This is a genomic window from Streptomyces sp. NBC_01268 (assembly GCF_036240795.1).
Lineage (GTDB): Bacteria > Actinomycetota > Actinomycetes > Streptomycetales > Streptomycetaceae > Streptomyces.
This window is the reverse complement of sequence record NZ_CP108454.1, coordinates 2,718,077-2,740,780: the sequence shown is the minus strand read 5'-3', so window position 1 is coordinate 2,740,780 and position 22,704 is coordinate 2,718,077. Positions and strand designations below refer to the sequence as shown.

Annotated in this window: 25 protein-coding genes; 9 read left to right on the top strand and 16 right to left on the bottom strand. The window is 71.7% G+C overall.

The window, feature by feature from the left end:
- Window positions 1–46 precede the first annotated feature (46 nt).
- Window positions 47–313, bottom strand: a complete 267-nt coding sequence (locus OG309_RS12130) for a protealysin inhibitor emfourin (protein WP_329420461.1) — start codon at window positions 311–313, stop codon at window positions 47–49.
- 20 nt (window positions 314–333) lie between these two features.
- Window positions 334–1,368: a M4 family metallopeptidase gene (locus OG309_RS12125; protein WP_329420459.1), complete on the bottom strand. Its 1,035-nt coding sequence runs from the start codon at window positions 1,366–1,368 to the stop codon at window positions 334–336.
- A 294-nt stretch (window positions 1,369–1,662) separates the two neighbouring features.
- Between OG309_RS12125 and leuA the strand changes: the two genes are divergently transcribed.
- The 3 genes from leuA to OG309_RS12110 all read left to right on the top strand — a co-directional run bounded on the left by leuA (window position 1,663) and on the right by OG309_RS12110 (window position 5,856).
- Window positions 1,663–3,426: a 2-isopropylmalate synthase gene (gene leuA / locus OG309_RS12120; RefSeq protein WP_329420457.1), complete on the top strand. Its 1,764-nt coding sequence runs from the start codon at window positions 1,663–1,665 to the stop codon at window positions 3,424–3,426.
- Window positions 3,427–3,689: 263 nt separating this feature from the next.
- Window positions 3,690–5,006, top strand: coding sequence for a choice-of-anchor A family protein (locus OG309_RS12115; protein ID WP_329420455.1), 1,317 nt, complete (start codon window positions 3,690–3,692; stop codon window positions 5,004–5,006).
- Between the two features lie 154 nt (window positions 5,007–5,160).
- Window positions 5,161–5,856, top strand: coding sequence for a tellurite resistance TerB family protein (locus OG309_RS12110; protein ID WP_329420453.1), 696 nt, complete (start codon window positions 5,161–5,163; stop codon window positions 5,854–5,856).
- Here the strand turns inward: OG309_RS12110 and OG309_RS12105 are convergent.
- The 4 genes from OG309_RS12105 to OG309_RS12090 form a co-directional block, all read right to left on the bottom strand.
- Complete coding sequence (locus OG309_RS12105; protein ID WP_329420452.1) at window positions 5,843–7,345, bottom strand: LuxR family transcriptional regulator; 1,503 nt, start codon at window positions 7,343–7,345, stop codon at window positions 5,843–5,845. The genes OG309_RS12110 and OG309_RS12105 overlap by 14 nt on opposite strands.
- A 75-nt stretch (window positions 7,346–7,420) precedes the next feature.
- Window positions 7,421–8,794, bottom strand: a complete 1,374-nt coding sequence (locus tag OG309_RS12100; RefSeq protein WP_329420450.1) for an FAD-dependent oxidoreductase — start codon at window positions 8,792–8,794, stop codon at window positions 7,421–7,423.
- A 52-nt stretch (window positions 8,795–8,846) separates the two neighbouring features.
- Window positions 8,847–9,464 carry an HAD family hydrolase gene (locus OG309_RS12095; protein WP_329420449.1) on the bottom strand — a complete coding sequence of 206 codons (618 nt, stop codon included), beginning with the start codon at window positions 9,462–9,464 and terminating at the stop codon, window positions 8,847–8,849.
- Window positions 9,374–10,132, bottom strand: a complete 759-nt coding sequence (locus tag OG309_RS12090; RefSeq protein ID WP_329420447.1) for a MerR family transcriptional regulator — start codon at window positions 10,130–10,132, stop codon at window positions 9,374–9,376. The genes OG309_RS12095 and OG309_RS12090 overlap by 91 nt, the downstream gene beginning before the upstream one ends.
- A 174-nt stretch (window positions 10,133–10,306) precedes the next feature.
- On the opposite strand from OG309_RS12090, the gene OG309_RS12085 reads away from it, so the two are divergent.
- The gene (locus OG309_RS12085) at window positions 10,307–11,041 is read left to right on the top strand and encodes a hypothetical protein (RefSeq protein ID WP_329420446.1); all 735 of its coding nucleotides are present in this window, start codon (window positions 10,307–10,309) and stop codon (window positions 11,039–11,041) included.
- Here the strand turns inward: OG309_RS12085 and OG309_RS12080 are convergent.
- Both OG309_RS12080 and OG309_RS12075 read right to left on the bottom strand, forming a co-directional pair.
- Entirely contained in the window at window positions 11,033–11,455 is a 423-nt protein-coding gene (locus OG309_RS12080) for a tail fiber domain-containing protein (RefSeq protein WP_329420445.1), read from the bottom strand. The two genes, OG309_RS12085 and OG309_RS12080, sit on opposite strands and share 9 nt — an antisense overlap.
- An 11-nt stretch (window positions 11,456–11,466) precedes the next feature.
- A complete protein-coding gene (locus OG309_RS12075) occupies window positions 11,467–11,781 on the bottom strand; it encodes a hypothetical protein (protein ID WP_329420443.1) in 315 nt (104 codons plus the stop codon).
- Between the two features lie 344 nt (window positions 11,782–12,125).
- On the opposite strand from OG309_RS12075, the gene OG309_RS12070 reads away from it, so the two are divergent.
- Together OG309_RS12070 and OG309_RS12065 are read left to right on the top strand one after the other, a co-directional pair.
- Window positions 12,126–12,755 carry a TetR/AcrR family transcriptional regulator gene (locus tag OG309_RS12070; protein ID WP_329420442.1) on the top strand — a complete coding sequence of 210 codons (630 nt, stop codon included), beginning with the start codon at window positions 12,126–12,128 and terminating at the stop codon, window positions 12,753–12,755.
- A complete protein-coding gene (locus OG309_RS12065; RefSeq protein WP_329420441.1) occupies window positions 12,752–13,321 on the top strand; it encodes a DUF1707 SHOCT-like domain-containing protein in 570 nt (189 codons plus the stop codon). Before OG309_RS12070 ends, OG309_RS12065 begins: the two co-directional genes overlap by 4 nt.
- A gap of 8 nt (window positions 13,322–13,329) precedes the next feature.
- On the opposite strand, the gene OG309_RS12060 is transcribed toward OG309_RS12065, so the two are convergent.
- Both OG309_RS12060 and OG309_RS12055 read right to left on the bottom strand, forming a co-directional pair.
- Entirely contained in the window at window positions 13,330–14,163 is an 834-nt protein-coding gene (locus OG309_RS12060) for a hypothetical protein (RefSeq protein ID WP_329420440.1), read from the bottom strand.
- 5 nt (window positions 14,164–14,168) lie between these two features.
- Complete coding sequence (locus OG309_RS12055; protein ID WP_329420439.1) at window positions 14,169–14,348, bottom strand: hypothetical protein; 180 nt, start codon at window positions 14,346–14,348, stop codon at window positions 14,169–14,171.
- Between the two features lie 211 nt (window positions 14,349–14,559).
- Between OG309_RS12055 and recO the strand changes: the two genes are divergently transcribed.
- Both recO and OG309_RS12045 read left to right on the top strand, forming a co-directional pair.
- Complete coding sequence (gene recO, locus OG309_RS12050; RefSeq protein WP_329420437.1) at window positions 14,560–15,309, top strand: DNA repair protein RecO; 750 nt, start codon at window positions 14,560–14,562, stop codon at window positions 15,307–15,309.
- Between the two features lie 13 nt (window positions 15,310–15,322).
- Window positions 15,323–16,147 (top strand): isoprenyl transferase, encoded by an 825-nt coding sequence (locus tag OG309_RS12045; protein WP_329420435.1) that lies wholly within the window; start codon window positions 15,323–15,325, stop codon window positions 16,145–16,147.
- Between the two features lie 69 nt (window positions 16,148–16,216).
- Here OG309_RS12045 and OG309_RS12040 read toward each other — a convergent pair whose 3' ends face one another.
- The 4 genes from OG309_RS12040 to OG309_RS12025 form a co-directional block, all read right to left on the bottom strand.
- Window positions 16,217–16,627, bottom strand: coding sequence for a Fur family transcriptional regulator (locus OG309_RS12040; protein ID WP_329420434.1), 411 nt, complete (start codon window positions 16,625–16,627; stop codon window positions 16,217–16,219).
- A gap of 71 nt (window positions 16,628–16,698) precedes the next feature.
- Complete coding sequence (locus OG309_RS12035; RefSeq protein WP_329420433.1) at window positions 16,699–17,592, bottom strand: metal ABC transporter permease; 894 nt, start codon at window positions 17,590–17,592, stop codon at window positions 16,699–16,701.
- 29 nt (window positions 17,593–17,621) lie between these two features.
- Entirely contained in the window at window positions 17,622–18,398 is a 777-nt protein-coding gene (locus tag OG309_RS12030) for a metal ABC transporter ATP-binding protein (RefSeq protein ID WP_329420432.1), read from the bottom strand.
- A gap of 35 nt (window positions 18,399–18,433) precedes the next feature.
- Window positions 18,434–19,399 (bottom strand): metal ABC transporter substrate-binding protein, encoded by a 966-nt coding sequence (locus OG309_RS12025; protein ID WP_329420429.1) that lies wholly within the window; start codon window positions 19,397–19,399, stop codon window positions 18,434–18,436.
- 166 nt (window positions 19,400–19,565) lie between these two features.
- Between OG309_RS12025 and OG309_RS12020 the strand changes: the two genes are divergently transcribed.
- Window positions 19,566–20,945 (top strand): glycine--tRNA ligase, encoded by a 1,380-nt coding sequence (locus tag OG309_RS12020; RefSeq protein WP_329420428.1) that lies wholly within the window; start codon window positions 19,566–19,568, stop codon window positions 20,943–20,945.
- A gap of 85 nt (window positions 20,946–21,030) precedes the next feature.
- On the opposite strand, the gene OG309_RS12015 is transcribed toward OG309_RS12020, so the two are convergent.
- The gene (locus tag OG309_RS12015) at window positions 21,031–21,618 is read right to left on the bottom strand and encodes a TetR family transcriptional regulator (protein WP_329420426.1); all 588 of its coding nucleotides are present in this window, start codon (window positions 21,616–21,618) and stop codon (window positions 21,031–21,033) included.
- 17 nt (window positions 21,619–21,635) lie between these two features.
- A complete protein-coding gene (locus OG309_RS12010) occupies window positions 21,636–22,670 on the bottom strand; it encodes an aldo/keto reductase (RefSeq protein WP_329420424.1) in 1,035 nt (344 codons plus the stop codon).
- Window positions 22,671–22,704: the final 34 nt, after the last annotated feature.

The following is a 22,704-nucleotide window of genomic DNA, read 5'->3' as shown; positions in this document are numbered from 1 at the left end:
GCCCGGGGACACCCGGGGGCTCAGGGAGACCCCGGCCCCCGGGAGGCTAGGCGCCTTCCTTCAGAACCAGCTGGATCAGCTCGCGCTGCTCCTCGGTGAGGTGGGGGTCCGCCCACTTCACCGTCTTGCCGTCGATCGTGATCTCGTAGCCGAAGCCGTCCGGGACCCCGCGGGTCTCCGGCGGCGGCGGCGCGTCGAGGGCCTCGCGGGCCAGCGCCTGCAGCCGCTCGTGATCGGGCCGGCCGTCGGTCTCCACCTCCGCCGACTTCTCGATCCCCGCGAAGCCCCCTGTGCGTACGACACGAATCTTCATGGGGCCTGTCTACCGCACCCTCAACGGGTCGGCACGCCGACCGCCGACCAGGCGTCGGTGACGGCCTTGAGCTCGTCGCCGTCGCCGTAGCGGGCCCTCGCCGCCGCGACCGTGGCCGCCGCGAACTCCTTGAACGTGGCCTCCTGGTCCAGCGTGCCGCCGGTCAGGGTGTCGTACCAGATCTGCCCGGCCCGCTCCCACGCGTTGCCGCCGAGGGCGGTGGCGACCAGGTAGAAGGCGTGGTTGGGGATGCCCGAGTTGATGTGGACGCCGCCGTTGTCCGCGTGGGTACGGACGTAGTCGTCCATCGTCGCGGGCTGCGGGTCCTTGCCGAGGACGTCGTCGTCGTACGCCGTGCCCGGCTCCTTCATGGAGCGCAGGGCCACGCCCCGGTCGATGGCCGGCCCGAGCAGGCCGGCGCCGATGAGCCAGTCGGCCTGGTCGGCCGACTGGCCCAGCGCGTACTGCTTCACGAGCGAGCCGAAGACGTCGGAGACGGACTCGTTGAGCGCGCCCGACTGGCCGTAGTAGGCGAGGTTCGCGGAGTGCTGGGTGACGCCGTGGGCGAGCTCGTGGCCGATGACGTCGACCGGGATGGTGAAGTCGAGGAAGAGCTCCCCGTCACCGTCGCCGAACACCATCTGCTCGCCGTTCCAGAAGGCGTTGTCGTACTTCTCGTCGTAGTGGACGGTCGCGAGCAGCGCCATGCCGGCGCCGTCGATCGAGTCGTGGCCGTAGACCTTCTCGAAGAGGTCGAAGGTGGCGCCGAGGCCCGCGTACGCCCGGTTGGCGGTGGCGTCCGAGGTCGCCGCCCCGCCCTCGTCGCGGATCTTGGTGCCTGGCAGCTCGGTGCTGTTCCCCGTGTCGTAGATGGTGCGCCGGACGGTGCCGGGCGTCCCGGTGCGCTCGGCGGGCGGGGCCAGCCTGCGGGTGGTGCGCTGCGCGGCGTCGACCGCGAGGGTCCGCCGGGCGGCCTCGGCGACGGCCGGGTCCTCGGACCGGGCCAGGTGCTCCAGGATGTGCGGCGGGACGATCGTGCAGAAGTGGGGAGTCATGGCAGCAATGTGGCACTGAGTGGTGCCGGTGTCACGGCTTGCGACCATGATTGGCGAAATGGAGTGATGGGTCACCTTTCGGCATTGACGCCGAGCCCGTCCCGCATACTGAAACGGGACGTCCGCCTCCGCCGGTGCTGGGCTATGGTGACGCACATCATGCGTTTCGGGCTGCTTCTCCTTAGCTGCCGCGGCGAGGGCCTGTAGTCGTAGGCCGACCCCCTCCCCGCGGGTTTCGGTGTTGCGTTCGACAGTCGGCCGTCCCGTTTCAGAGGACCCGAGGAGCCCTACGCAATGTCCCAGTCTCCGTTCGTCAGCCGTCCGACCCCCGTCACCACCGCGACGCACCTGCAGAAGCCGTCCGGGATGCCCGTCCACAAGTACGGGCGGTACGAGGCCGTCGACATCCCTGACCGCACCTGGCCCGAGCAGCGCATCACCAAGGCTCCCCGCTGGCTCTCCACGGACCTGCGCGACGGCAACCAGGCCCTGATCGACCCGATGAGCCCGGCCCGCAAGCGCGAGATGTTCGACCTGCTGGTCCGTATGGGCTACAAGGAGATCGAGGTCGGCTTCCCGTCCTCCGGCGAGACGGACTTCGCCTTCGTCCGCTCGATCATCGAAGAGGGCGCGATCCCGGACGACGTCACCATCTCCGTACTGACCCAGGCCCGCGAGGACCTGATCGAGCGGACCGTGGAGTCCCTGAAGGGCGCCAAGCGCGCCACCGTCCACCTGTACAACGCCACCGCGCCCACCTTCCGCCGGGTCGTCTTCCGCGGCTCCAAGGAGGACATCAAGCAGATCGCGGTCGACGGCACCCGCCTGGTGATGGAGTACGCCGAGAAGCTGCTGGGCCCGGAGACCACCTTCGGCTACCAGTACAGCCCGGAGATCTTCACCGACACCGAGCTGGACTTCGCCCTGGACGTCTGCGAGGCGGTCTGCGACGTCTGGCAGCCCGGCCCCGGCCGCGAGATCATCCTCAACCTGCCCGCCACCGTGGAGCGTTCGACGCCCTCCACGCACGCGGACCGCTTCGAGTGGATGTCCCGCAACCTGACCCGTCGCGAGCACGTCTGCCTGTCCGTGCACCCGCACAACGACCGCGGCACCGCGGTGGCCGCGGCCGAGCTGGCGATCATGGCCGGCGCCGACCGCATCGAAGGCTGCCTGTTCGGCCAGGGCGAGCGCACCGGCAACGTCGACCTGGTGACCCTGGGCATGAACCTGTTCAGCCAGGGCGTCGACCCGCAGATCGACTTCTCGCAGATCGACGAGGTCCGCCGGACCTCCGAGTACTGCAACCAGATGGAGGTCCACCCGCGCCACCCCTACGCGGGCGACCTGGTCTACACCGCCTTCTCCGGCTCCCACCAGGACGCCATCAAGAAGGGCTTCGACGCCATGGAGGCCGACGCGGCCGCCCAGGGCAAGACCGTCGACGACATCGAGTGGGCGGTGCCGTACCTGCCGATCGACCCCAAGGACGTCGGCCGCTCCTACGAGGCCGTGATCCGGGTCAACTCGCAGTCCGGCAAGGGCGGCATCGCGTACGTCCTGAAGAACGACCACAAGCTGGACCTGCCCCGCCGGATGCAGATCGAGTTCTCGCGGATCATCCAGGCGAAGACCGACGCCGAGGGCGGCGAGGTCACCCCGGCGCAGATCTGGTCCGTCTTCCAGGACGAGTACCTGCCCAACCCGGACAACGCCTGGGGCCGCATCCAGCTGCGCTCCGGCCAGTCGACCTCCGACACGGACGGCACCGACACCCTGAAGGTCGAAGCGGTCGTCGACGGCGCCGAGACGGTCCTGACCGGATCCGGCAACGGTCCGATCTCCGCCTTCTTCGCCGCGCTGCAGGCGGTCGGCGTGGACGCCCGCCTGCTGGACTACCAGGAGCACACGATGAGCGAGGGCGCCTCCGCGCAGGCCGCCTCGTACATCGAGTGCGCCATCGACGGCAAGGTCCTGTGGGGCATCGGCATCGACGCCAACACCACCCGCGCCTCGCTGAAGGCGGTCGTCTCGGCGGTCAACCGCTCGGCCCGCTGACCCGACGCCCGGGCCGCTGCCCCGCACCCCTCAGGGGTGCGGGGCAGCGGCGTTCGCGACCCCGCGGCACCCACCGGATGTGATCTGCGCCACGGTTTCAGGTTCGCTTAAGGAAGATCCTCACGACATGCCGGAATCGGCGGCATATCGGATGAGTTGACGCCACATCAGCGCATGGCGGAAGGTCGGCTCGTCCCCGCGGATCAGCCCCCAGGCATCCCCTCGGACACCTTCCTCCCCGCACTCCTCGACCTGGAGCCCGCATGCGCACGTCCGCCGCCGTGGCCGCCGTCCTCGCCGTGACCGGTGCCGCCCTCACCTGGGCCCCCGCCGCCTCCGCCACCACCGCGTGCGAGACGAATCCGCTCGGCACCGCCGGCCGCTACGCCGAGTTCGTCGAGAAGGACTCCGTCCGCCACTCCGACTCCGAGGGCGCCGTCGCGGTCGGCGGCGACGCCACCTTCGGCGACCCCAAGGGGCCCTCCGGCTTCTCCATCGGCAGCCGCCTCGGCTCCGGCGACCTCGCCGCGCTCCCCGGCGGCCACAGCCTCGTCGTCGGCGGCACCCTCTACGCCAACCAGGTCGTCCTCGACAAGGGCACCGGCATCGCCGGCAAGGTCGTCGACCGCTCCACCAAGGGCTCCGGCTTCGGCGTCGACGGCGACAAGGTGAAGGAAGGACCCTCGCCGATCGACTTCGGCAAGGAGTTCACCTCCCTGCGCACCCTCTCCGCCGGCTGGGCCGCCGTCGAGCCCAACGGCACCGTCGGCCGCTCGACCGACTACCAGGGCCTCATGCTCACCGGCACCGACGCCAAGCTGAACGTCTTCGCCGTCGCCGCCGCCGACCTCCAGAAGGCCGGCGCGATATCCCTCAAGGTCCCGGCCGGCTCCTCCACGCTCGTCAACGTCCTCGGCGGCTCGTACGACATGAGCACCGCCCCCACCTACGGCGTCTACCTCTGGGACGAGGCCAAGGGCGCCCTGGTCATGGACGACTACAACGCGGGCAGCGACGCCTTCAAGAGCGTCCGCTCCAAGCTGCTGTGGAACTTCCCGCAGGCCGAGAGCGTCAAGAAGAACTACACCTCCTGGCCCGGCACGATCTTCGCGCCGAACGCCACCGTCGAGATGGGCGGCCCCGGCGTCGGCCCCGGCCACGTCAACGGCTCCGTCGTCGCCGAGAAGCTGCTCACCGTGCCCGGCGCCGAGACCCACCAGATGAACTTCACCGGCTGCCTGCCCACCGGCACCACCCCCGGCAAGCCCCCGGTCACCCCCGAGCAGCCCAAGCCCACCCCCACGGACGTCCCCGGCAAGCCGACCACCCCGGCCACCACCCCGCCGGCCTCGGCCACCCCCACCCCGTCGGAGTCGAACCCGTCGACCCCGGCCTCGCCGACCCCCTCCTCCACCACGTCGGCGGGCGCCCCCGCCCCGTCCCCCTCGTCCACCCCGGAGGGTGATCTCGCCACCACCGGCTCGGCCTTCGGACCGGCCGCGATGGGCGTCGCCGGAGCGGCCGTCCTCCTCGGCGGCGGCTTCCTGGCCTTCGCGAAGCTGCGCAAGCGCGCTTCCTGACCCCCCGACCGAGGCCCGCCGGACCCCTGTGGAGCCCGGCGGGTCTCGGCCATCTCCGTTGCGTTCTGCTGACGAGGTGCTGACGCCGCATCATCGATGTGGCTAACATCACGCCAACGCCGGCAATGTTGCCGGGACGTGAAGGAGGTGCGGCGTGCGGGCAGCGCGGAAGTCATCGGACCGGAGCAGGGTTCTCTGCGGTATCCGCACCTCGTGGAACACGATCGGCGACGGCGAGTTCTTCTGCGAGGAGTGCGGCGGGGACCGCAACTACCGCCGCCGCACCGGACGCCGCCGCTTCGCCCTCCTGGGCGTACCGCTGCTGCCCCGGGGCAGCGCGGGCCCCGTCGTCGAGTGCGCCGCCTGCCACACCCACTTCGGCACGGACGCGCTCACCCACCCGACGACCGGACGGTTCTCGGCGATGCTGCGCGACGCCGTCCACACCGTCGCCCTCGCCGTCCTCGCCGCCGGCGGCACCACCTCCCGCACCGCCGTCGACACCGCCGCCGCCGGAGTCCGGGCGGCCGGATTCACGGACTGCACGGCCCTCCAGCTCGTCGACCTCGTCGAGGCCCTCGCCGCCGACACCGGGCGCTTCCTCCCCGACATCAGCAGCGGGGGAGCGGCCCTCGCCATCGAACTCCACGAAGCCCTCGAACCCCTCGCCCCGCACCTGGCCGCCGCGGGCCGCGAATCGATCCTGCTCCAGGGCGCCCGCATCGCCCTCGCGGACGGCCCGTACAGCCCGGCGGAGCGCGAGGTCCTGGGTACGGTCGGCAACGCGCTCGCGCTGTGCGCGGACGACACCGCACGGCTGCTGGCCACGGCGCGCACTACGCCGCTGTAGGGGGCCGGCGGGGCCTGCTCACCGGGGTGCCGGGTCGCCCCGCCCGGCGGGCCTCCGGGGCGGCTCCGAGGCGTTCGAAGGCCCGCCGGGCGGCGGTCAGGGTCCGCCGGGCGGCCTCGGTGTCCCCCGCAGCCCGTTCCGCCGCCGCGAGCAGCATCCGCGTCCGCGCCGCCTCGTACGGGATCCCCAGCCCCCGCCAGAGCGCGAGCCCCCGCCGCAGCGGCTCCCGCGCCGCCGCGCCCGGCGCGAGCGCCCCCCGCGCGGTCGCGGCCATCGCGGCGAGCAGGGGCACGCCCCGCGCCGAGGCCAGCTCCTCCAGCTCCACGACCGCCTCCTCGGCGGCACCGGCCCTGCCGACCGCGAGGTCCACCTCGACGAGGGCGGCGAGCAGGCGGGCCCGGCCGAGGACGGCGTGCCCGGGGTCGCTCTGGCAGTCCAGGGCGAGCCGCAGCCCCGCCAGCGCGGCGTCGGCCCGGCCCTGGGCGAGCCGGAGCAGGGCGAGCCCCGGCTGAGGGACCCGGCCCAGCGCATGGGCCCGGGCGTACGAGCGGGCCGCCTCGTCCCGGCGGCCCTGCCGGCGCCGGACCTCGCCGACGGCGTACGCGGCGGCGGCCGCGGTGTCGAGCGCGTCCTCCAGGGCCTCCTGGCAGACCAGCCGCGCCTCCTCCTCGGCGCGCGCCCAGTCGCCGAGCAGGTCGAGCACCTCGACGTGGTGGAGGCGGCAGGGCGCGCGGAAGGGGTTGGGCGCCGTGGCGCACCAGGCCATCGCGGCACCCGTCCAGCGCACCAGGCGCCCGAACTCCGCCGCGCCCCCGCACGTGTCGAGGGCCAGGCAGTACAGGAGCCCGGTGGTCATCCCGCTCGGCTCGCCGCGCGTGACCGCGCCCATCGCGGCGTCCAGCAGCGCGAGCCCCTCGGCCCGGCGGCCCTGGGCCAGGAGCAGGGCGCCCTCGGCCTGGCGGCTCAGGGCGAGCAGGTCGGGGCTGCCGGAGCGGGCGGCGAGCCGGTTCATGCGCCGGGCGGCGGCGAGCGCGGCCGCCGGGTCGTGGTGCGCCTGGGCCTCGTCGATGTCGGTGAGGGCGAGGAAGCACTGCTCGGGGCAGTCGGGCCGCCCCTCCAGGTGATGCCGGGCCCGGTGCAGCCAGCCCGCCGCGGCGACGGGCCGGCCGAGCCGCCCGTACGTGTGGTGGAGCCACCAGGCCGCGAGCCCGGCGCCCCGCCAGTCGCCCTCGGCGACGTGTGCGGAGTGGGCGCGCAGGCGCACCGAGACCGACTCGTCGACGCGGCCGGACCACCAGGCGGAGTCGGCGAGGGCGTCGAGATCCCGGGGGCGGAGGGGGCCGAGGGACCCGGTGGGGTGGCGGTCGGCGGCGTGGAGGCGGGCGTAGACGGCGCTCCGGTCCGGATCGCCCGCAGGCCGGCCCGGGGACGGTGGCGCGGCCGGGCCTGCGGCGGTCTCCGCGACGCGCATGACGCGCATGACGCCCATGACGTCACTTCCCTTCGGGCCTTCCCGGTCCTTTCAGCGTAGGACCGGGAAGGCCCGAAGGGAGGGGTGAAGGGGTCAGCCCAGGTCGACGCCGCTGGCGCGCAGCATCTCGTCGCGCTCGACGATCTTCACGCGCTCGCGGCCCTGCGGCTCGCCGAGGGCCTTCTCGGCGGCGTCGAGCGCGTACCAGCCCTCCCAGGTGGTGTACGCGATGCCCTTGCCCTCCAGGAAGGACACGACGGCCTCCTCCTGCGGGGACTCGGGCGCGAGGAGTCGCCCGTTGGCGTGGTCGTCGAGGAGGTTGGCGACGGTCTCGTTGGCGTCGCCCTTGGTGTGGCCGATGAGGCCGACGGGGCCGCGCCGGATCCAGCCGGTGACGTAGGTGGAGGGCAGGTGGGCGCCGCTCTCCTCGACGACCCGGCCGCCCGCGTCCGGGACGGTGCCGCTGGCGGCGTCCCAGGGCAGCTTGGGCAGCTCGTCGGAGAGGTAGCCGACGGCGCGGTAGACGGCCTGGACGTCCCAGTCGGTGGTCTGGCCGGTGCTCTTCACGTTGCCGGTGCCGTCGAGCTCGGTGCGCTCGGTGCGGAGGCCGACGACCTTGCCGTCCTCGCCGAGGATCTCGGAGGGCGACTCGAAGAAGTGCAGGAAGAGCTTGTGCGGGCGGTCGCCGATGTCGCGGATGGCCCAGTTCTCGAGGGTCTTGGCGACCATGTCGGTCTGCTTGTTCTTGCGCCGCTCGGCGATGGAGCCCTCGTCGTAGTCGATGTCCTCGGGGTTGACGATGACCTCGATGTTGGGCGAGTGGTCCAGCTCGCGCAGCTCCATGGGGCTGAACTTGGCCTGGGCGGGGCCGCGCCGGCCGAAGACGTGGATCTCCAGCGCCTTGTTGGCCTTGAGGCCGTCGTAGACGTTCGCGGGGATCTCGGTGGGCAGCAGTTCGTCGGCGGTCTTGGCGAGGACCCGGGCCACGTCGAGCGCGACGTTGCCGACACCGAGGACGGCGACCTTCTCGGCCTCCAGCGGCCAGGTGCGGGGGACGTCCGGGTGCCCGTCGTACCAGGAGACGAAGTCGGCGGCGCCGTACGACCCGTCGAGCTCGACGCCCGGGATGTTCAGGGCGCGGTCGGCGGTGGCGCCGGTGGAGAAGATCACGGCGTCGTAGAAGGCGTGCAGGTCGTCCAGGTGCACGTCGGTGCCGTAGTCGACGTTGCCGAAGAGGCGGATCTGCGGCTTGTCGAGGACCTGGTGGAGGGCGGTGATGATGCCCTTGATGCGGGGGTGGTCGGGCGCGACGCCGTAGCGGATCAGGCCGAAGGGGGCGGGCATCCGCTCGAAGAGGTCGATGGACACACCCGGCTCGGTGGCGGCCTCGGACTTCAGCAGCGCGTCAGCGGCGTAGATCCCGGCGGGGCCGGCGCCGACGATCGCGACACGGAGGGGGCGGGGCATGACGGGTTTCCCTTCGCAAGCGACGTGTCGGCAGGGGCCCGCCGCACTTAGGTCACCCTAAATAATGCGCCGAGCGGGTGAGTACCCGCCCCCGGTCTATGGCCTCATAAGGCGGACTTATGGGTTCCATAAGTGGACGGGGGATCGCTGTGTACGCGGTGTCGCGAGTCGCCTTTGCCTCGGTTGCGCCGCGCAGCGCGTCGACGCCTGCGTCATGGTGCCCGATGAGCCCGGCGGCCCGGGCGACTTCCACGTGGCCGAGGGTGTCGTCGACGAAGGGACAGCGGTCGGACGCCACTCCGACGGACCGCGCCGCCGTTTCGAACACCCGGCGATCCGGCTTGGCGAAGCCGATACGGGAGGTGTTGACGACCGCGTCGAACGCGTCGGCCAGCCCCAGCGCGGCGAGGTCGTCCTCCAGTCGGGTCGTCGCGTTGGACGTGGGCGGAGTTCGGTTGGCCCGGGGTGCGCGGCAGTGGGATGGGGCTTCGGGTGGCCTCGGGATCGAACATCGCTGGTCCGCCGTGACACGACGCAACCGCCATCGTGGTCCTCCCTCGACGGCGGTTGCCTCGTGTCTCAGTTCAGCCGGGTGGTTGCGTAGGCCTCGATCGCGTCGCGCTGGTAAGCGGCCAGGCCGGGGACGATGGCCTCGTACGCGGCGCGCCACGTCTCGTTGTCGACGATGGAGCGTCCGATGGCCCGGTAGTCCTCGGCGGAGACAGCGCGCAGTTCGGTCAGTGCTCGGTACTGGGCGTCGATTTCGGCCTGGACCGGGTCGGCGTCCGCCGGGTGGCCCGCGGCCATGAGTTCGGCCAGTCGGATCATCTGCGCGGTGCGCTCGCGGTGCGCGGCGTCGGCGTCGGCCTGGCTCATCGTGGCGGCGCGTCGTGCGACTCCCTCGGCGAGTTCGGGGAAGTCGCGCATGTTCTCCTCGTACTGGGAGGGCGTCACGCCCTCGAAGAGGTTCTCCGGTCGGTTGATGGTCATGGGGTTGCCGTCCTTCCTGGACTGCTCCAGTTCGGCGATCGTGCGGGAGACGGTGCCGACCAGGGCGTCGAGCCGGTCCCGTTCCGCGAGGAGGTGCCGGCGGTGGCCCCGCAGGGCATCCACCTCGTCGACCTGCTCGGACAGGATCCGGCCGATCTCCGGCAGACCGACGCCCAGGGCCCGCAGCACGAGGATCTGTTGCAGCCGCAGGAGCTGGCGCTCCTCGTAGTAGCGGCGCCCGTTGGCGCCGATCCGGGCCGGCGGCAGCAGGCCCGTCTCGTCGTAGTGGCGCAGTGTCCGGGCGGTCACGCCCGACATCCGGGCCACTTCCGCGATCGGCCAGTCCATCACGACTCCTGCACGTGTGTGTCGCCGGGCCGGTGTCTCCGGCCCTGGTCACGACGGTAGGAGCTGCCGCAGCGGCAGCTTCAACCCCGAGATCCAAGATCCTCGCAAAGGCCGAGCCGGGCGGCCCGGATGCCATCCGCATCCAGCCGGCGCGGGAAGGGGAAAATGACGGACATGAACATCGAACGCGCTGTCGCGGAGATCAGGAGCGTCGAGGAGGTGCCTGACCTCCCCATGGCCTGGCGATGGTCGCCCATGTCGCGCTTCATGTTCTCCCTCGCCATGGACGTCGATGGAGGCTGGGCCTACCAGATGAACTCTCTGGACGTCCACGACGAAGGCCTGACCAGAGCTGTTCTCGAGTACGCGAGACAGCACCGCCTCGGGCGCGGACCTGGCGCCCGACCGCTCACGGTCGCCACCGGCTTCTCTTATGGGACCTACCGGTTCGACGCCGTGGCAGCGGCTTCCCCGCCCGTGCACGGCTACCACCACGGGCGGAACGAGGCCCTGAACGAGGTCGTCTCGGCGGTCTTCCCGGCGTACCGGTGCGAGTTCCGCGGAGACGAGAGCCTGGAGGAGGCGGTGCTGCGGTGCAAGCGGATGCTGCGGCCGACGATCCTCTCCAGGCCCCCGGTTCCGTACCTGCGGATGCGATACGAGAACACCAGGACAAAGGGCGGCAGCGTGGGTCCGAACCGCGGGTTCACCACGCCCGACGTGCTGCTGAGGGAGCTCGGGCTCCTCGAAGGCGCTCCGGGGAGTTTCGTGGAGTTCGAGAACTCCTACGGCCAGGTGTGGAACGTGGAGTGGAACGGTTCCTGGCTGGTGAACGAGACGCCCCAGGACGCACCACCCTCCGAAAGCTGGGTGACATCGGCTTTGGGGTGTCCTGGCCCTTCATCCTGAGCCGGCCGCTCCGGGCCCACCGGGGTCGTGCGCCGGGTCGCTCTGGGCTCGCAGGGCCGCGACTTCGTCTCGTAGCTCGGCCAGTTCCCGGTGCAGGGCCTGAATCGCGACGACGGCCACCCCGTTGGCGTCGGTGCAGCAGATCGTCCTGTCGTTCTCACCCACCCCGAACGCCTTCCACCAGTCCTGCGCCATGGGGCCCAGGTGGCGGACGTGCGGAGGGTCCCAGTGATACCGCCACGTGCTGACCGGCAGGCGCACCACCTGCTCCAGCACCTGGTATCCGTTGACCGGATCGCTGCCGCGCACCGCCCCCGACACGGCCCCCGACGCCAGCCCGGCCGCGGAGGCACCCTGCCGAAGACGCCTCCTGACCAGGGCCGGCGTCCAGATCCTGGCCAGGGTCCACCTCAACCGCCAGCCGCTCATCGTTCCCAGACCACCGCGGTGACCTCGGTCTTCAGCCCACGATCGGAGAAGAGCAGGCTGCCACCACCACCGCGGTTGTCGGGGTGGTCCACCGGCAGCTGGACAAGGCCGTTCCCCAGCCCGCTGCCGTGAGCGGTCTCACCAACCGCCGTGATGTCGTGGTCCTGGTTGATCATCGTGGTGTCGTAGGCGGCGTTTCCGACCGCCAGAACGTTGGTGCTCGCCACGGCCGGAACGCTCAAGGCGCCCGTGCAGGAAGCCGCCGTGGCCGACAGCACCAGCAGGCGACGGGTAACGCGCTTCGGGGACATGGGCCATCCTTCCGGCCGGGACGCCGAATGCGTCCGCGACACCCCTAACGGCCTAACGCCCCAAAAGGCACGTGGACTTCCGCACCCCGGCGCGGCAACCCGCAGCACGGTGAGCACGCGCGCACTGTTCGGCAACCACAAGCTTGGCCGCACCAGAAGCCCACCCGCAACTCCCGCCGCGAAGACCCTTCCTGGAGCCGGGCGGCCCAACCAGTGACCCTGAATGGCGAGTTGATCCCTCGGCGCGCTGTTGGCGGGGTGGATAACAAGAGCCCCGGCGCGTTATTGTCCACCTTGCCGATAGCGGGCGCGGGGGCGCGGGCGCGGGAGGAGCGTGAGGGTGAATGGCGACCAAGCGGCGGCGGCGGAGTCCTGAAGAGGCGCGGGCCGAGATTCTCGATGCCGCCACCGACCTCATCGCCCGGCACGGGCCCGACGGCGTCGGCCTGCGGCGGGTCGCCGAGGCGGTCGGTGTCACGCACGGGCTCGTCACCCACTACTTCGGCACCTACGCCGCCCTCGTCCGCGCCGTCCTCCAGCGCGAGAACGAACGCAAGCGCGACCTCGTGCGGCAGCGGCTCCAGGCCGACGGGCGCGTGCCGTACGCCGACGGCATGACCCGCGTCCTCTTCGAGATCCTCGGCGACGAGCGGTACGTCCGGCTCTGGGCCTGGTCGCAGCTCCACGGCCGGGAGGCCGGCGACGCCCCCGACGCCCCGACCGACCTCTCCCGGCTCGTCGACGCCATCGAGGACGGCGTCCGCGGCGTGCTCCCCGGGCCCGACGGCCCGGACCGGGAGCGGATCGAGATGGTCGTCCTCCTCGCCCTGTCCGGCGCGTACGGCTACGCCCTCGGCCGCCGCTACTGGCTCACCGACCTCGGTCACGACCCCGACGACCCGGGGCGCGACGACACGTACCGCACGGCCCTCTCCTCCGCGCTCGCCGCCTACCTCCAAGGGTTGACGCCATGACGCAGCACGAGCTCGACATCCTCGCCTCCGACCAGGAGCGGTACGCCGCCGAGGAGCGGCTGCGGTCCGCCGTCGAGAGCGGCCGGCTGCCGCTCGAAGAGCTCGCCCTCCGCCTCGACGACGTGCACGCCTCGCGCACCCGCGGCCAACTCGAAGCGGCCTGCCGCGACCTCCCCGTGCCCGGCCCCCGGGACGCGCTCGTCGTCGACCACGCCCCGACCTCGGGCAGCTTCGTCGCCGGGATCTTCGGCGGCTTCCACCGCAAGGGCCGGTGGGTCGTGCCCCCGCGCATGACGTTCTGGTCCATGTGGGGCGGCGGCCAGGTCGACCTCACCGAGGCGCGCTTCAGCAGCCACGACACGCAGATCCGCGCCGTCGCCCTCTGGGGCGGCACCAAGATCTTCGTCCCCGCGGACATCGAGGTCGACGTCCGCGGCTTCGGTCTCTTCGGCGTCTTCGACAAGCGCGCCGCCCGCCGCACCGGCAAGCCCGGCACCCCCCGCGTCGTCATCAAGGGCCTCGCCCTCTTCGGCGCGGTCGTCACCCGGACGAAGGAGGCCGGGTAGCCGGTCGGTCAGACGCCGGCGCCCATGACGACCATCAGGGAGATCATGCCGATCGTCGCCGCCCAGAGGGCCAGGGAGCCCAGCGCCACCAGCACCCGCACCACGACGGGGTAGACGCCGACCGCCACGCCGGGGTCGTCCGGGTGGTAGCTGATCTCGACGCTGCGCGCGTACGCCTGCCGGGAGTACGTGTGGGACTCGCCGTTCGGGCCCGTGTACGCGTAGATCCCCGACTTGCCGTACGGGCTCGTCCGCACTGCCATCACCGTGACGCCCCGCCACGGGAGGGCCCACATCTGGAAGGCCCGCTCCATCGAGGCGGCGCCGCAGAGGTTGAGGACGACCGTCACGATCCCGACCAGGACCGAGAGGACCAGCGCCGCCGGCTCCCCCCGGACCACGACCATGACGCTCACGCCGATCAGCGCCGCCAGGCCCGGACCGAGAGCCAGCAGGACCCACGCGCGACCCCGCGCCCAGGCTCCGGCGCTCGCCGTCTCGGGCGCGCGGGGAGTGGCGAGCGAGCGGGTCGTCACGAGCGCGGCGCCGTCGAACTGCGCGGGCGGCTCCGGCAGCCTGTCCAGCGCCGCGCCCACCGTCGACGCGAACACGTAGGCCGACGTGTCGTTCACGCCCTGCACCACGTGGACGACGGGCTCCCCGCCCTCCGGCACCCGGAGGGCGACCGTGACCGCCCGACCGCCCGGCGACACGCGCCGGATCGCCCGCAGGGGGATGCGCGTCTCCTCGTCCCCGCGGCTCAGCGTGAGCGCGTCACCGGCGTCGTCCTGACGGAGCACGGCGCCGCCGCTGCCGCGCAGGACCGGTGTCGAGGGCCGCATCCCCGTCATCCCTCGGCGCCTGCGGCGAACGCCGCCCGGGCGGTGGCGGGGAGGTCGGCGGTCGGGTCGTACGCGTGCATCGTCTTCGGTCCTCCGCCGCCGGTTCGAGCAGGGCCGGGGACGCCTCCGGCGACAGCGCGGCGGCCCTTGACCAGATCGTAGGTCGCCCGTGTCCGCCGCACCACGGCCGGATCGTCGAGGAGGGGTCCGAATACCCGCCCTCTGTATATGCCGTTGGGGGAGGGGAGCCGGTGAACTCCGTCGCTTTGAGGCGCTCGCCCGAATCGTCTCCTCGGCGTATTCGCCCGCCGGCGGGATCGGCCGGTCGGATCGCCGGAGCGGGGGGAGTGGCCCGAGGCGGCCCGGGGCGCTCTCCCCGTACGGGAGAATGGCTCCATGAGTCTGTTCCGCGACGACGGCATCGTGCTGCGCACCCAGAAGCTGGGTGAAGCGGACCGCATCATCACGTTGCTCACGCGCGGTCACGGGCGCGTACGCGCCGTCGCGCGGGGGGTGCGGCGGACCAAGTCGAAGTTCGGGGCGCGGCTCGAACCGTTCTCGCACGTGGACGTGCAGTTCTTCGCCCGGGGGAGTGAGCTCGTGGGGCGCGGGCTGCCGCTGTGCACGCAGAGCGAGACGATCGCCGCGTACGGGAGCGGGATCGTCACCGACTACGCCCGGTACACGGCGGGGACCGCCATGCTGGAGACGGCGGAACGGTTCACCGATCACGAGGGCGAGCCGGCCGTGCAGCAGTACCTGCTGCTCGTGGGCGGGCTGCGGACGCTGGCGCGGGGTGAGCACGCGCCGCATCTGATCCTCGACGCCTTCCTGCTGCGCTCGCTCGCCGTGAACGGGTACGCGCCCAGCTTCGACGATTGCGCCAAATGCGGACTTCCCGGGCCCAATCGGTTCTTTTCGGTCGGTGCGGGCGGGGTCATATGCGGCGACTGCCGGGTGCCCGGAAGCGTCGTACCCTCTGCGGAGGCCGTAGGCCTGCTCAGCGCGCTGCTCACCGGCGACTGGGAGACGGCGGACGCGTGCGAACCGCGTCACGTCAGGGAGGGCAGCGGCCTCGTGTCCGCCTATCTGCACTGGCACCTGGAGCGCGGGCTGCGCTCGCTGCGGTACGTAGAGAAGAGCTAGGAGATCCATCGCCATGGCCATCGCACGACTTCTCGGGCGCCAGCGCCGGGAGTACAGCGCCCCCGAGCCGCACCCGTCCGGCGCCCGCCCGCCGAAGCTCCAGTCGGAGCTCGTGCCCGAGCACGTCGCGATCGTCATGGACGGCAACGGCCGCTGGGCCAAGGAGCGCGGTCTGCCGCGCACCGAGGGGCACAAGGTCGGCGCCGAGCAGGTGCTCGACGTGCTCCAGGGCGCGATCGAGATGGGCGTGGGCTCGATCTCCCTCTACGCCTTCTCCACCGAGAACTGGAAGCGGTCGCCCGAAGAGGTGCGCTTCCTGATGAACTTCAACCGTGACTTCATCCGCAAGTCCCGCGACCAGCTCGACTCCCTCGGCGTGCGGGTGCGCTGGGTGGGCCGCATGCCCAAGCTGTGGAAGTCGGTCGCCAAGGAGCTCCAGATCGCCCAGGAGCAGACCAAGGACAACACGAAGCTCACGCTGTACTTCTGCATGAACTACGGCGGCCGTGCGGAGCTGACGGACGCGGCGCAGGCGCTCGCGGAGGACGTCAAGGCGGGCCGGCTCGACCCCGCGAAGATCACCGAGAAGACGATCCAGAAGTACCTGTACTACCCGGACATGCCGGACGTCGACCTCTTCCTCCGCCCCAGTGGCGAGCAGCGCACCTCCAACTACCTGATCTGGCAGAGCGCGTACGCCGAGATGGTCTTCCAGGACGTGCTGTGGCCCGACTTCGACCGCCGGGACCTGTGGCGGGCCTGCGTCGAGTTCGCCCAGCGCGACCGGCGCTTCGGCGGTGTGGACCCGGCGGACCTCGCCGTGCTCGACAAGGGCTGAGCGCGCGGGACGCGCGTACGCGAGGGGCCCGCACCGAAGTCGTCCGGTGCGGGCCCCTCGTATGTCAGGTCACTTCGTCGCGCACTCCGCGCAGGTGCCGAAGATCTCCACCGTGTGCGCCACGTTCACGAAGCCGTGCTCGGACGCGATCGTCTCCGCCCACTGCTCCACGGCCGGGCCCTCCACCTCGACGGCCTTGCCGCAGACGCGGCAGACGAGGTGGTGGTGGTGGTCGCCGGTCGAACAGCGCCGGTAGACCGTCTCGCCGTCGCTGGTGCGCAGCGCGTCCACCTCGCCCGCGTCCGCGAGGGACTGGAGCGTGCGGTAGACGGTGGTGAGGCCGACGGAGTCGCCGCGGTGCTTCAGCATGTCGTGCAGCTCCTGGGCGGAGCGGAACTCGTCGACCTCGTTCAGCGCCGCCGACACGGCGGCCCGCTGCTTGGTCGAGCGGCCTCGTACGGGGGGTCCTGCCGTCACCACGGGGGCCTCCTTGAATCTTGTCTGCCCCCGCCATTCTGCCAGCCCCCCGCCCCCCTGGGCCCGGACCGCGGTCAGACGTTCACGTCGTCGGCGGGGCGCCGGGCGCCCGGGAGCTCGGCGTCGCATTCCCGCGCGGCGCTCTCGGCGGCGCGGGCGCGCCGCCGGGCGAGCGGGGTGGCGAGGGCCGTGAGGGCGATGAAGACCCCGATGGCGAGGAGCACGATCGTCGCGCCGGGCGGCACGTCCTGGTAGTAGGAGGTCACCGTGCCGGCGAGGGTGACGCCGGTGCCGATGACGACGGCGAGCACGAAGGTCGTACGGAAGGACCGGGACAGCTGCTGGGCGGCGGCCACCGGGACCACCATCAGCGCGCTGACCAGGAGCAGGCCGACGACCCGCATGGCGACCGTGACGGTCACGGCGGCGGTGACCGCGATGAGCAGGTTGAGGAACCGGACGGGCAGGCCGGTGACGCGGGCGAACTCCTCGTCCTGGCTGACCGCGAAGAGCTGGCGGCGCAGGCCGACGGTGACGAGGACGACGAACGCGGCCAGGATGCCGATGGCCGTGACGTCCTCGGTGGAGACCGTCGACAGGGAGCCGAACAGGAACGAGTTCAGGTTGGCGTTGGAGCCGGTCGGCGAGAGGTTGATGAGCAGCACGCCGCCGGCCATGCCGCCGTAGAAGAGCAGCGCGAGGGCGAGGTCGCCGCGGGTCTTGCCGTACGCGCGGATCAGCTCCATCGCGACGGCGCCGATGACGGCGACCGCGGTGGCCATCCACACGGGGCTGGTGTTCAGCAGGAAGCCGAGGCCGACACCGGTCATGGCGACGTGGCCGATGCCGTCGCCCATCAGGGCCTGGCGCCGCTGGACGAGGTAGATGCCGACGGCGGGCGCGGTGATGCCGACGAGGACGGCGGCGATGAGCGCCCGCTGCATGAAGGCGAGCTGGAGGAATTCCATGGGGCAGCTTTCCTAGATCCTCGGGGTCCTCAGGTCAGCAGACCGGTGCGGAGCGGCTCGTCGGCCGCGTGCGGGTGGACGTGGTCGTGGCCGGGCAGCGCGTGCTGTCCGACGGCCTTCGGGGGCGGGCCGTCGTGGACGACGCAGCCGTCGCGGAGGACGACCGCCCGGTCGATCAGCGGCTCCAGCGGGCCGAGCTCGTGCAGGACGAGCAGGATCGAGGTGCCGCCCGCGACCTGTTCGCGCAGGGTCGCGGCGAGGATCTCCTGGCTGGCGAGGTCGACGCCGGCCATCGGCTCGTCCATGATCAGCAGCTCCGGTTCGGAGGCGAGCGCGCGGGCGATGAGCACGCGCTGGTGCTGGCCGCCGGAGAGGGCGGAGACGGAGTCCTTGGCGCGGTCGGCCAGGCCGACGAGGGCGATGGCCCGGTCGACGGCGGCCCGGTCGGCCTTGGTGGTGAGGCCGAAGCGGCGCCGGGAGAGCCGGCCGGAGGTGACGACCTCGCGGATGGTGGCGGGCACGCCGCTGGCGGCGGTGGTGCGCTGGGGTACGTAGCCGACGCGCGCCCAGTCGCGGAACCGCTTCTGCTCCGTGCCGAACAGCTCGATGCTGCCGCCGGTCAGCGGCACCTGGCCGATGACGGAGCGGACGGCGGTCGACTTGCCGGAGCCGTTGGCGCCGAGCAGGGCGACGACCTCACCGCGCTGGACGGTGAGGTCGACGCCGCGCAGGACGGGGCGCGAGCCGAGGGCCGCGGTGGCTCCGCGGACGGAGATGACGGGGCCGTCGTGCCCGGGTGCGCTCACGGGTGCCTCCTGCTGCTTTCCCTGCGGGGTGGGTTTCACTTCGCGCCGAGGGCCTTCTGCAGCGCGGCGAGGTTGGACTGCATGACCTGGATGTAGTCAGCGCCCTTGGACGTGTCCGTGATTCCCTCCAGCGGGTCGAGCACGTCGGTCTGGAGACCGGTGTCGTTCGCGAGGGTCTTGGCGGTCTTGTCGCTGGCCAGGGTCTCGAAGAAGACGGTGGAGACCTTGTCCTTCCTCGCGATGTCCTGGAGTTCCTTGACGCGGGCGGGGCTCGGCTCGGACTCGGGGTCGATGCCGGTGATGCCCTCCTGCTCCAGGCCGTAGCGCTCGGCGAGGTAGCCGAAGGCGGAGTGCGTGGTGATGAAGGTCCGGGTGGTGGTGTTCTTCAGGCCGTTCGCGAACTCGGTGTTCAGCGCGCCCAGCTTCTTCAGCAGGGCGTCGGTGTTCTTCCGGTAGTCGGCGGCGTGGTCCGGGTCGGCCTTCTCGAAGGCGGCGCCCACGCCCTTGGCGACCTCGGCGTACTTCACGGGGTCGAGCCAGATGTGCGGGTCGGCGCCGGCCTCGGACGCGTGGTCGTGGCCGGCTTCCTCGGCGGCGTGGTCGTGGCCGGAGGAGGTGTCGTGGTCCTCCAGCTCGGTGAGGGCGGCCGCGTCGACGGTGTTCGCGACGCCGGCCTGGGCGATGGCTTCGTCGACGGCGGGCTGGATGCCCTTGAGGTAGACGATGACGTCGGCCTCGCCGAGCTCGCCGATCTGCTTCGGCTTGAGCTCCAGGTCGTGCGGCTCGACGCCGGGCTTGGTGAGCGTGTCGACGGCGACGTGGCCGCCGCCTATCTGCTCGGCCAGGTACTGCATGGGGTAGAACGACGCGACCACGTCCAGCTTGCCGCCGCTGCCCTTGCCGGCCGCGTCCGAGGTGCCGGAGCAGGCGGAGAGGGTGACGAGGCCGAGGGTGACGGCTCCGGCGAGGGCGGTGGTGGGTATCAGTCGGCGTACGTTCATGACACTCATTTTCAACAAAGATGGAAACGGTTGTCAATTGCCGGACGCTTCGTCCCCCTGTGTTCCCGAGCACTCCGGGGCCGGGGCGGAACCGATTTGATACGGGGGGTGCGGGCGCCGGTAACCTGAGGCATTCGCACTTCGTCGTCGTAATGAAGAGAGCACCGTGGCCGCCGACAAGATCGACACCATCGTCAGCCTGAGCAAGCGCCGTGGCTTCGTCTACCCGTGCAGCGAGATCTACGGCGGTCAGCGTGCCGCCTGGGACTACGGACCGCTGGGTGTCGAACTCAAGGAGAACATCAAGCGTCAGTGGTGGCGCTACATGGTCACCGCGCGCGAGGACGTCGTCGGCATCGACTCGTCGGTCATCCTGGCCACCGAGGTCTGGGAGGCGTCCGGTCACGTCGCCACCTTCACGGACCCGCTGACCGAGTGCACCTCCTGCCACAAGCGCTTCCGCGCCGACCACCTGGAGGAGGCGTACGAGGAGAAGCACGGCCGCCTCCCCGAGAGCCTGACCGACCTCAACTGCCCCAACTGTGGCAACAAGGGCACCTTCACGGAGCCCAAGCAGTTCTCCGGCCTGCTCTCCACGCACCTCGGCCCGACCCAGGACACCGGCTCCGTCGCGTACCTGCGGCCCGAGACCGCCCAGGGCATCTTCACCAACTTCGCCCAGGTGCAGACCACCTCGCGCAAGAAGCCCCCGTTCGGCATCGCGCAGATGGGCAAGTCCTTCCGGAACGAGATCACTCCGGGCAACTTCATCTTCCGCACGCGCGAGTTCGAGCAGATGGAGATGGAGTTCTTCGTCAAGCCGGGCGAGGACGAGCAGTGGCAGGAGTACTGGATGGAGCAGCGCTGGAACTGGTACACCGGCCTGGGCCTGCGTGAGGAGAACATGCGCTGGTTCGAGCACCCGGCGGAGAAGCTCTCCCACTACTCGAAGCGCACCGCCGACATCGAGTACCGCTTCTCCTTCGGCGGCAGCGAGTGGGGCGAGCTGGAGGGCGTCGCCAACCGCACCGACTACGACCTGAACGCCCACTCCAAGGCCTCCGGCGCCAACCTCACGTACCTGGAGCAGGAGACGGGCGAGCGCTACACGCCGTACGTCATCGAGCCGGCGGCCGGTGTCGGCCGCACCATGCTCGCCTTCCTGCTCGACGCGTACATCGAGGACGAGGCGCCCAACGCCAAGGGCGTCATGGAGAAGCGCACCGTGCTGCGCCTCGACCACCGCCTGGCCCCGGTCAAGGTCGCCGTCCTGCCGCTGTCCCGCAACCCGCAGCTCTCGCCGAAGGCCAAGGGCCTCGCGGCCGACCTGCGGCAGAACTGGAACATCGAGTTCGACGACGCCGGTGCCATCGGCCGTCGCTACCGTCGCCAGGACGAGATCGGCACCCCGTACTGCGTCACCGTCGACTTCGACACCCTCGACGACAACGCGGTGACGGTGCGCGAGCGCGACACGATGAAGCAGGAGCGCGTCTCCCTCGACCAGATCCAGAGCTACCTGGGCAGCCGCCTGCTCGGCTGCTGAGTCCGGCGTACGCACGGGAAAGCCCCCGGTTCCTCTCGGAACCGGGGGCTTTCCCGCGTCCTGTGGTCTGCGGTGAGGACGACGCCTAGGGCCGCAGGCCGCGCAGCAGGAGGCCGACGACCGACTCGAACTCCGCCTCGATCGCGGGCCGTCGCCACTCCGGCGCATAGGCCGGGTCGTGGAAGCGAGCGGTGGCGTGGAAGAGCGCGCGGGCCGTGGCGTCCGGGTCGGCGGCGGTGAACTCGGCCTCCCGGGCGCCCTCCTCGACGATCGAGCGGACCTGGCCGATCAGCACGTCGACGTGCTGGTCCACCACGCCGCTGTTCTCGTCGATGAGCACGCCGTAGGTCGCGAACAGCTCCGGGTCGTCGCCCGCCTTGTGACGCTTGGCCTCGAAGAGGGTCGCGAACCAGGAGTGCAGCTTCTCCGGCGCGGGCCGCCCGGGGGCGCCGGTCAGCTCGGCGAGGGCGACCTCGGTGCGCGAGAGCCAGCGCTCGGTGACCGCCTCGCGCAGCGCCGCCTTGGTGCGGAAGTGGCGGTAGACGCTGCCGTGGCTGACGCCGAGCACCCGGGCCACGTCCACGACGGTCGCCTTCGCGGGGCCGTACCGGCGCAGCACCTCCTCGGTGGCTTCGAGGATGCGCTCTGCGGTCAGGGTTTCGGTGGCGGCCATGGAAACGACACTACCGGTCAGTGCTCGCTGTCCAGGTGGGCCATCTGGGCCTCCGGGTAGCGCGCGCCGGCCGCCGCGCCGGCGGGGACGGCCTCCTCGATCGCCGCCAGGTCGGCCGCGTCCAGCGTCACGTCCACGGCGCCGAGCGCCTCGGCGAGCCGGTCCCGGCGGCGGGCGCCGACCAGCGGGACGATGTCCGCGCCGTGCCGGGCCCCCTGGGCGAGGACCCAGGCGATGGCGGTCTGGGCGACCGTCACGCCCTTGGCCTCGGCGACCTCGCGGAGGCGGTCCACCAGGTCCAGGTTCCGCGCCAGGTTGTCGCCCTGGAAGCGGGGGGACATGCCGCGGAAGTCGCCCGCGCCGAGGGCGCGGTCCCGGGTGAAGTGGCCGCTGATCAGGCCGCGGGAGAGGACGCCGTAGGCCGTGATGCCGATGCCCAGCTCGCGTGCGGTGGGCAGGATCTTCTCCTCGATGCCGCGGGATATCAGCGAGTACTCGATCTGGAGGTCGGCGATGGGGGCGACGGCCGCCGCCCGGCGCAGGGTGTCGGCGCCGACCTCGGAGAGGCCGATGTGCCGGACGTGGCCCGCCTCGACCAGCTCGGCGATGGCGCCGACGGTCTCCTCGATCGGCACGTCGGGGTCGACGCGGGCGATCCGGTAGATGTCGATGTGGTCGGTGCCGAGGCGCTGCAGCGAGTACGCCGCGAAGTTCTTCACGGCGGCCGGGCGGCCGTCGTACCCGGTGAAGCCGCCCTCCACGGTGCGCAGCGCGCCGAACTTCACGCTGATGAGGGCCTGCTCGCGGGCGGCCGGAGGCGCGGTGCGCAGGGCCTCGTTGATCAGCAGCTCGTTGTGCCCCATGCCGTAGAAGTCGCCGGTGTCCAGCAGGGTCACGCCGGCGTCGAGGGCGGCGTGGAGGGTCGCGATCGACTCGGCGCGGTCGCTCTCGCCGTACAGCGCGGACATGCCCATGCAGCCGAGGCCGAGGGCGGAGACCCGGGGGCCGGTGGTGCCGAGGGAGCGGGTGGGGAGGGAGGTCGTGTGCGTCATGCCATCAACCATGACATGAGCGATGACAGATTTC

Excerpts from the sequence above, each read along its gene's own strand:
- OG309_RS12130 (WP_329420461.1), bottom strand. The coding sequence starts at position 313 with ATGAAGATTCGTGTCGTACGCACAGGGGGCTTCGCGGGGATCGAGAAG.
- OG309_RS12125 (WP_329420459.1), bottom strand. The coding sequence starts at position 1,368 with ATGACTCCCCACTTCTGCACGATCGTCCCGCCGCACATCCTGGAGCAC.
- leuA (WP_329420457.1), top strand. The coding sequence starts at position 1,663 with ATGTCCCAGTCTCCGTTCGTCAGCCGTCCGACCCCCGTCACCACCGCG.
- OG309_RS12115 (WP_329420455.1), top strand. The coding sequence starts at position 3,690 with ATGCGCACGTCCGCCGCCGTGGCCGCCGTCCTCGCCGTGACCGGTGCC.
- OG309_RS12105 (WP_329420452.1), bottom strand. The coding sequence starts at position 7,345 with ATGGGCGTCATGCGCGTCATGCGCGTCGCGGAGACCGCCGCAGGCCCG.
- OG309_RS12100 (WP_329420450.1), bottom strand. The coding sequence starts at position 8,794 with ATGCCCCGCCCCCTCCGTGTCGCGATCGTCGGCGCCGGCCCCGCCGGG.
- OG309_RS12090 (WP_329420447.1), bottom strand. The coding sequence starts at position 10,132 with ATGGACTGGCCGATCGCGGAAGTGGCCCGGATGTCGGGCGTGACCGCC.
- OG309_RS12085 (WP_329420446.1), top strand. The coding sequence starts at position 10,307 with ATGAACATCGAACGCGCTGTCGCGGAGATCAGGAGCGTCGAGGAGGTG.
- OG309_RS12075 (WP_329420443.1), bottom strand. The coding sequence starts at position 11,781 with ATGTCCCCGAAGCGCGTTACCCGTCGCCTGCTGGTGCTGTCGGCCACG.
- OG309_RS12070 (WP_329420442.1), top strand. The coding sequence starts at position 12,126 with ATGGCGACCAAGCGGCGGCGGCGGAGTCCTGAAGAGGCGCGGGCCGAG.
- OG309_RS12065 (WP_329420441.1), top strand. The coding sequence starts at position 12,752 with ATGACGCAGCACGAGCTCGACATCCTCGCCTCCGACCAGGAGCGGTAC.
- OG309_RS12060 (WP_329420440.1), bottom strand. The coding sequence starts at position 14,163 with ATGCGGCCCTCGACACCGGTCCTGCGCGGCAGCGGCGGCGCCGTGCTC.
- recO (WP_329420437.1), top strand. The coding sequence starts at position 14,560 with ATGAGTCTGTTCCGCGACGACGGCATCGTGCTGCGCACCCAGAAGCTG.
- OG309_RS12045 (WP_329420435.1), top strand. The coding sequence starts at position 15,323 with ATGGCCATCGCACGACTTCTCGGGCGCCAGCGCCGGGAGTACAGCGCC.
- OG309_RS12035 (WP_329420433.1), bottom strand. The coding sequence starts at position 17,592 with ATGGAATTCCTCCAGCTCGCCTTCATGCAGCGGGCGCTCATCGCCGCC.
- OG309_RS12025 (WP_329420429.1), bottom strand. The coding sequence starts at position 19,399 with ATGAACGTACGCCGACTGATACCCACCACCGCCCTCGCCGGAGCCGTC.
- OG309_RS12015 (WP_329420426.1), bottom strand. The coding sequence starts at position 21,618 with ATGGCCGCCACCGAAACCCTGACCGCAGAGCGCATCCTCGAAGCCACC.
- OG309_RS12010 (WP_329420424.1), bottom strand. The coding sequence starts at position 22,670 with ATGACGCACACGACCTCCCTCCCCACCCGCTCCCTCGGCACCACCGGC.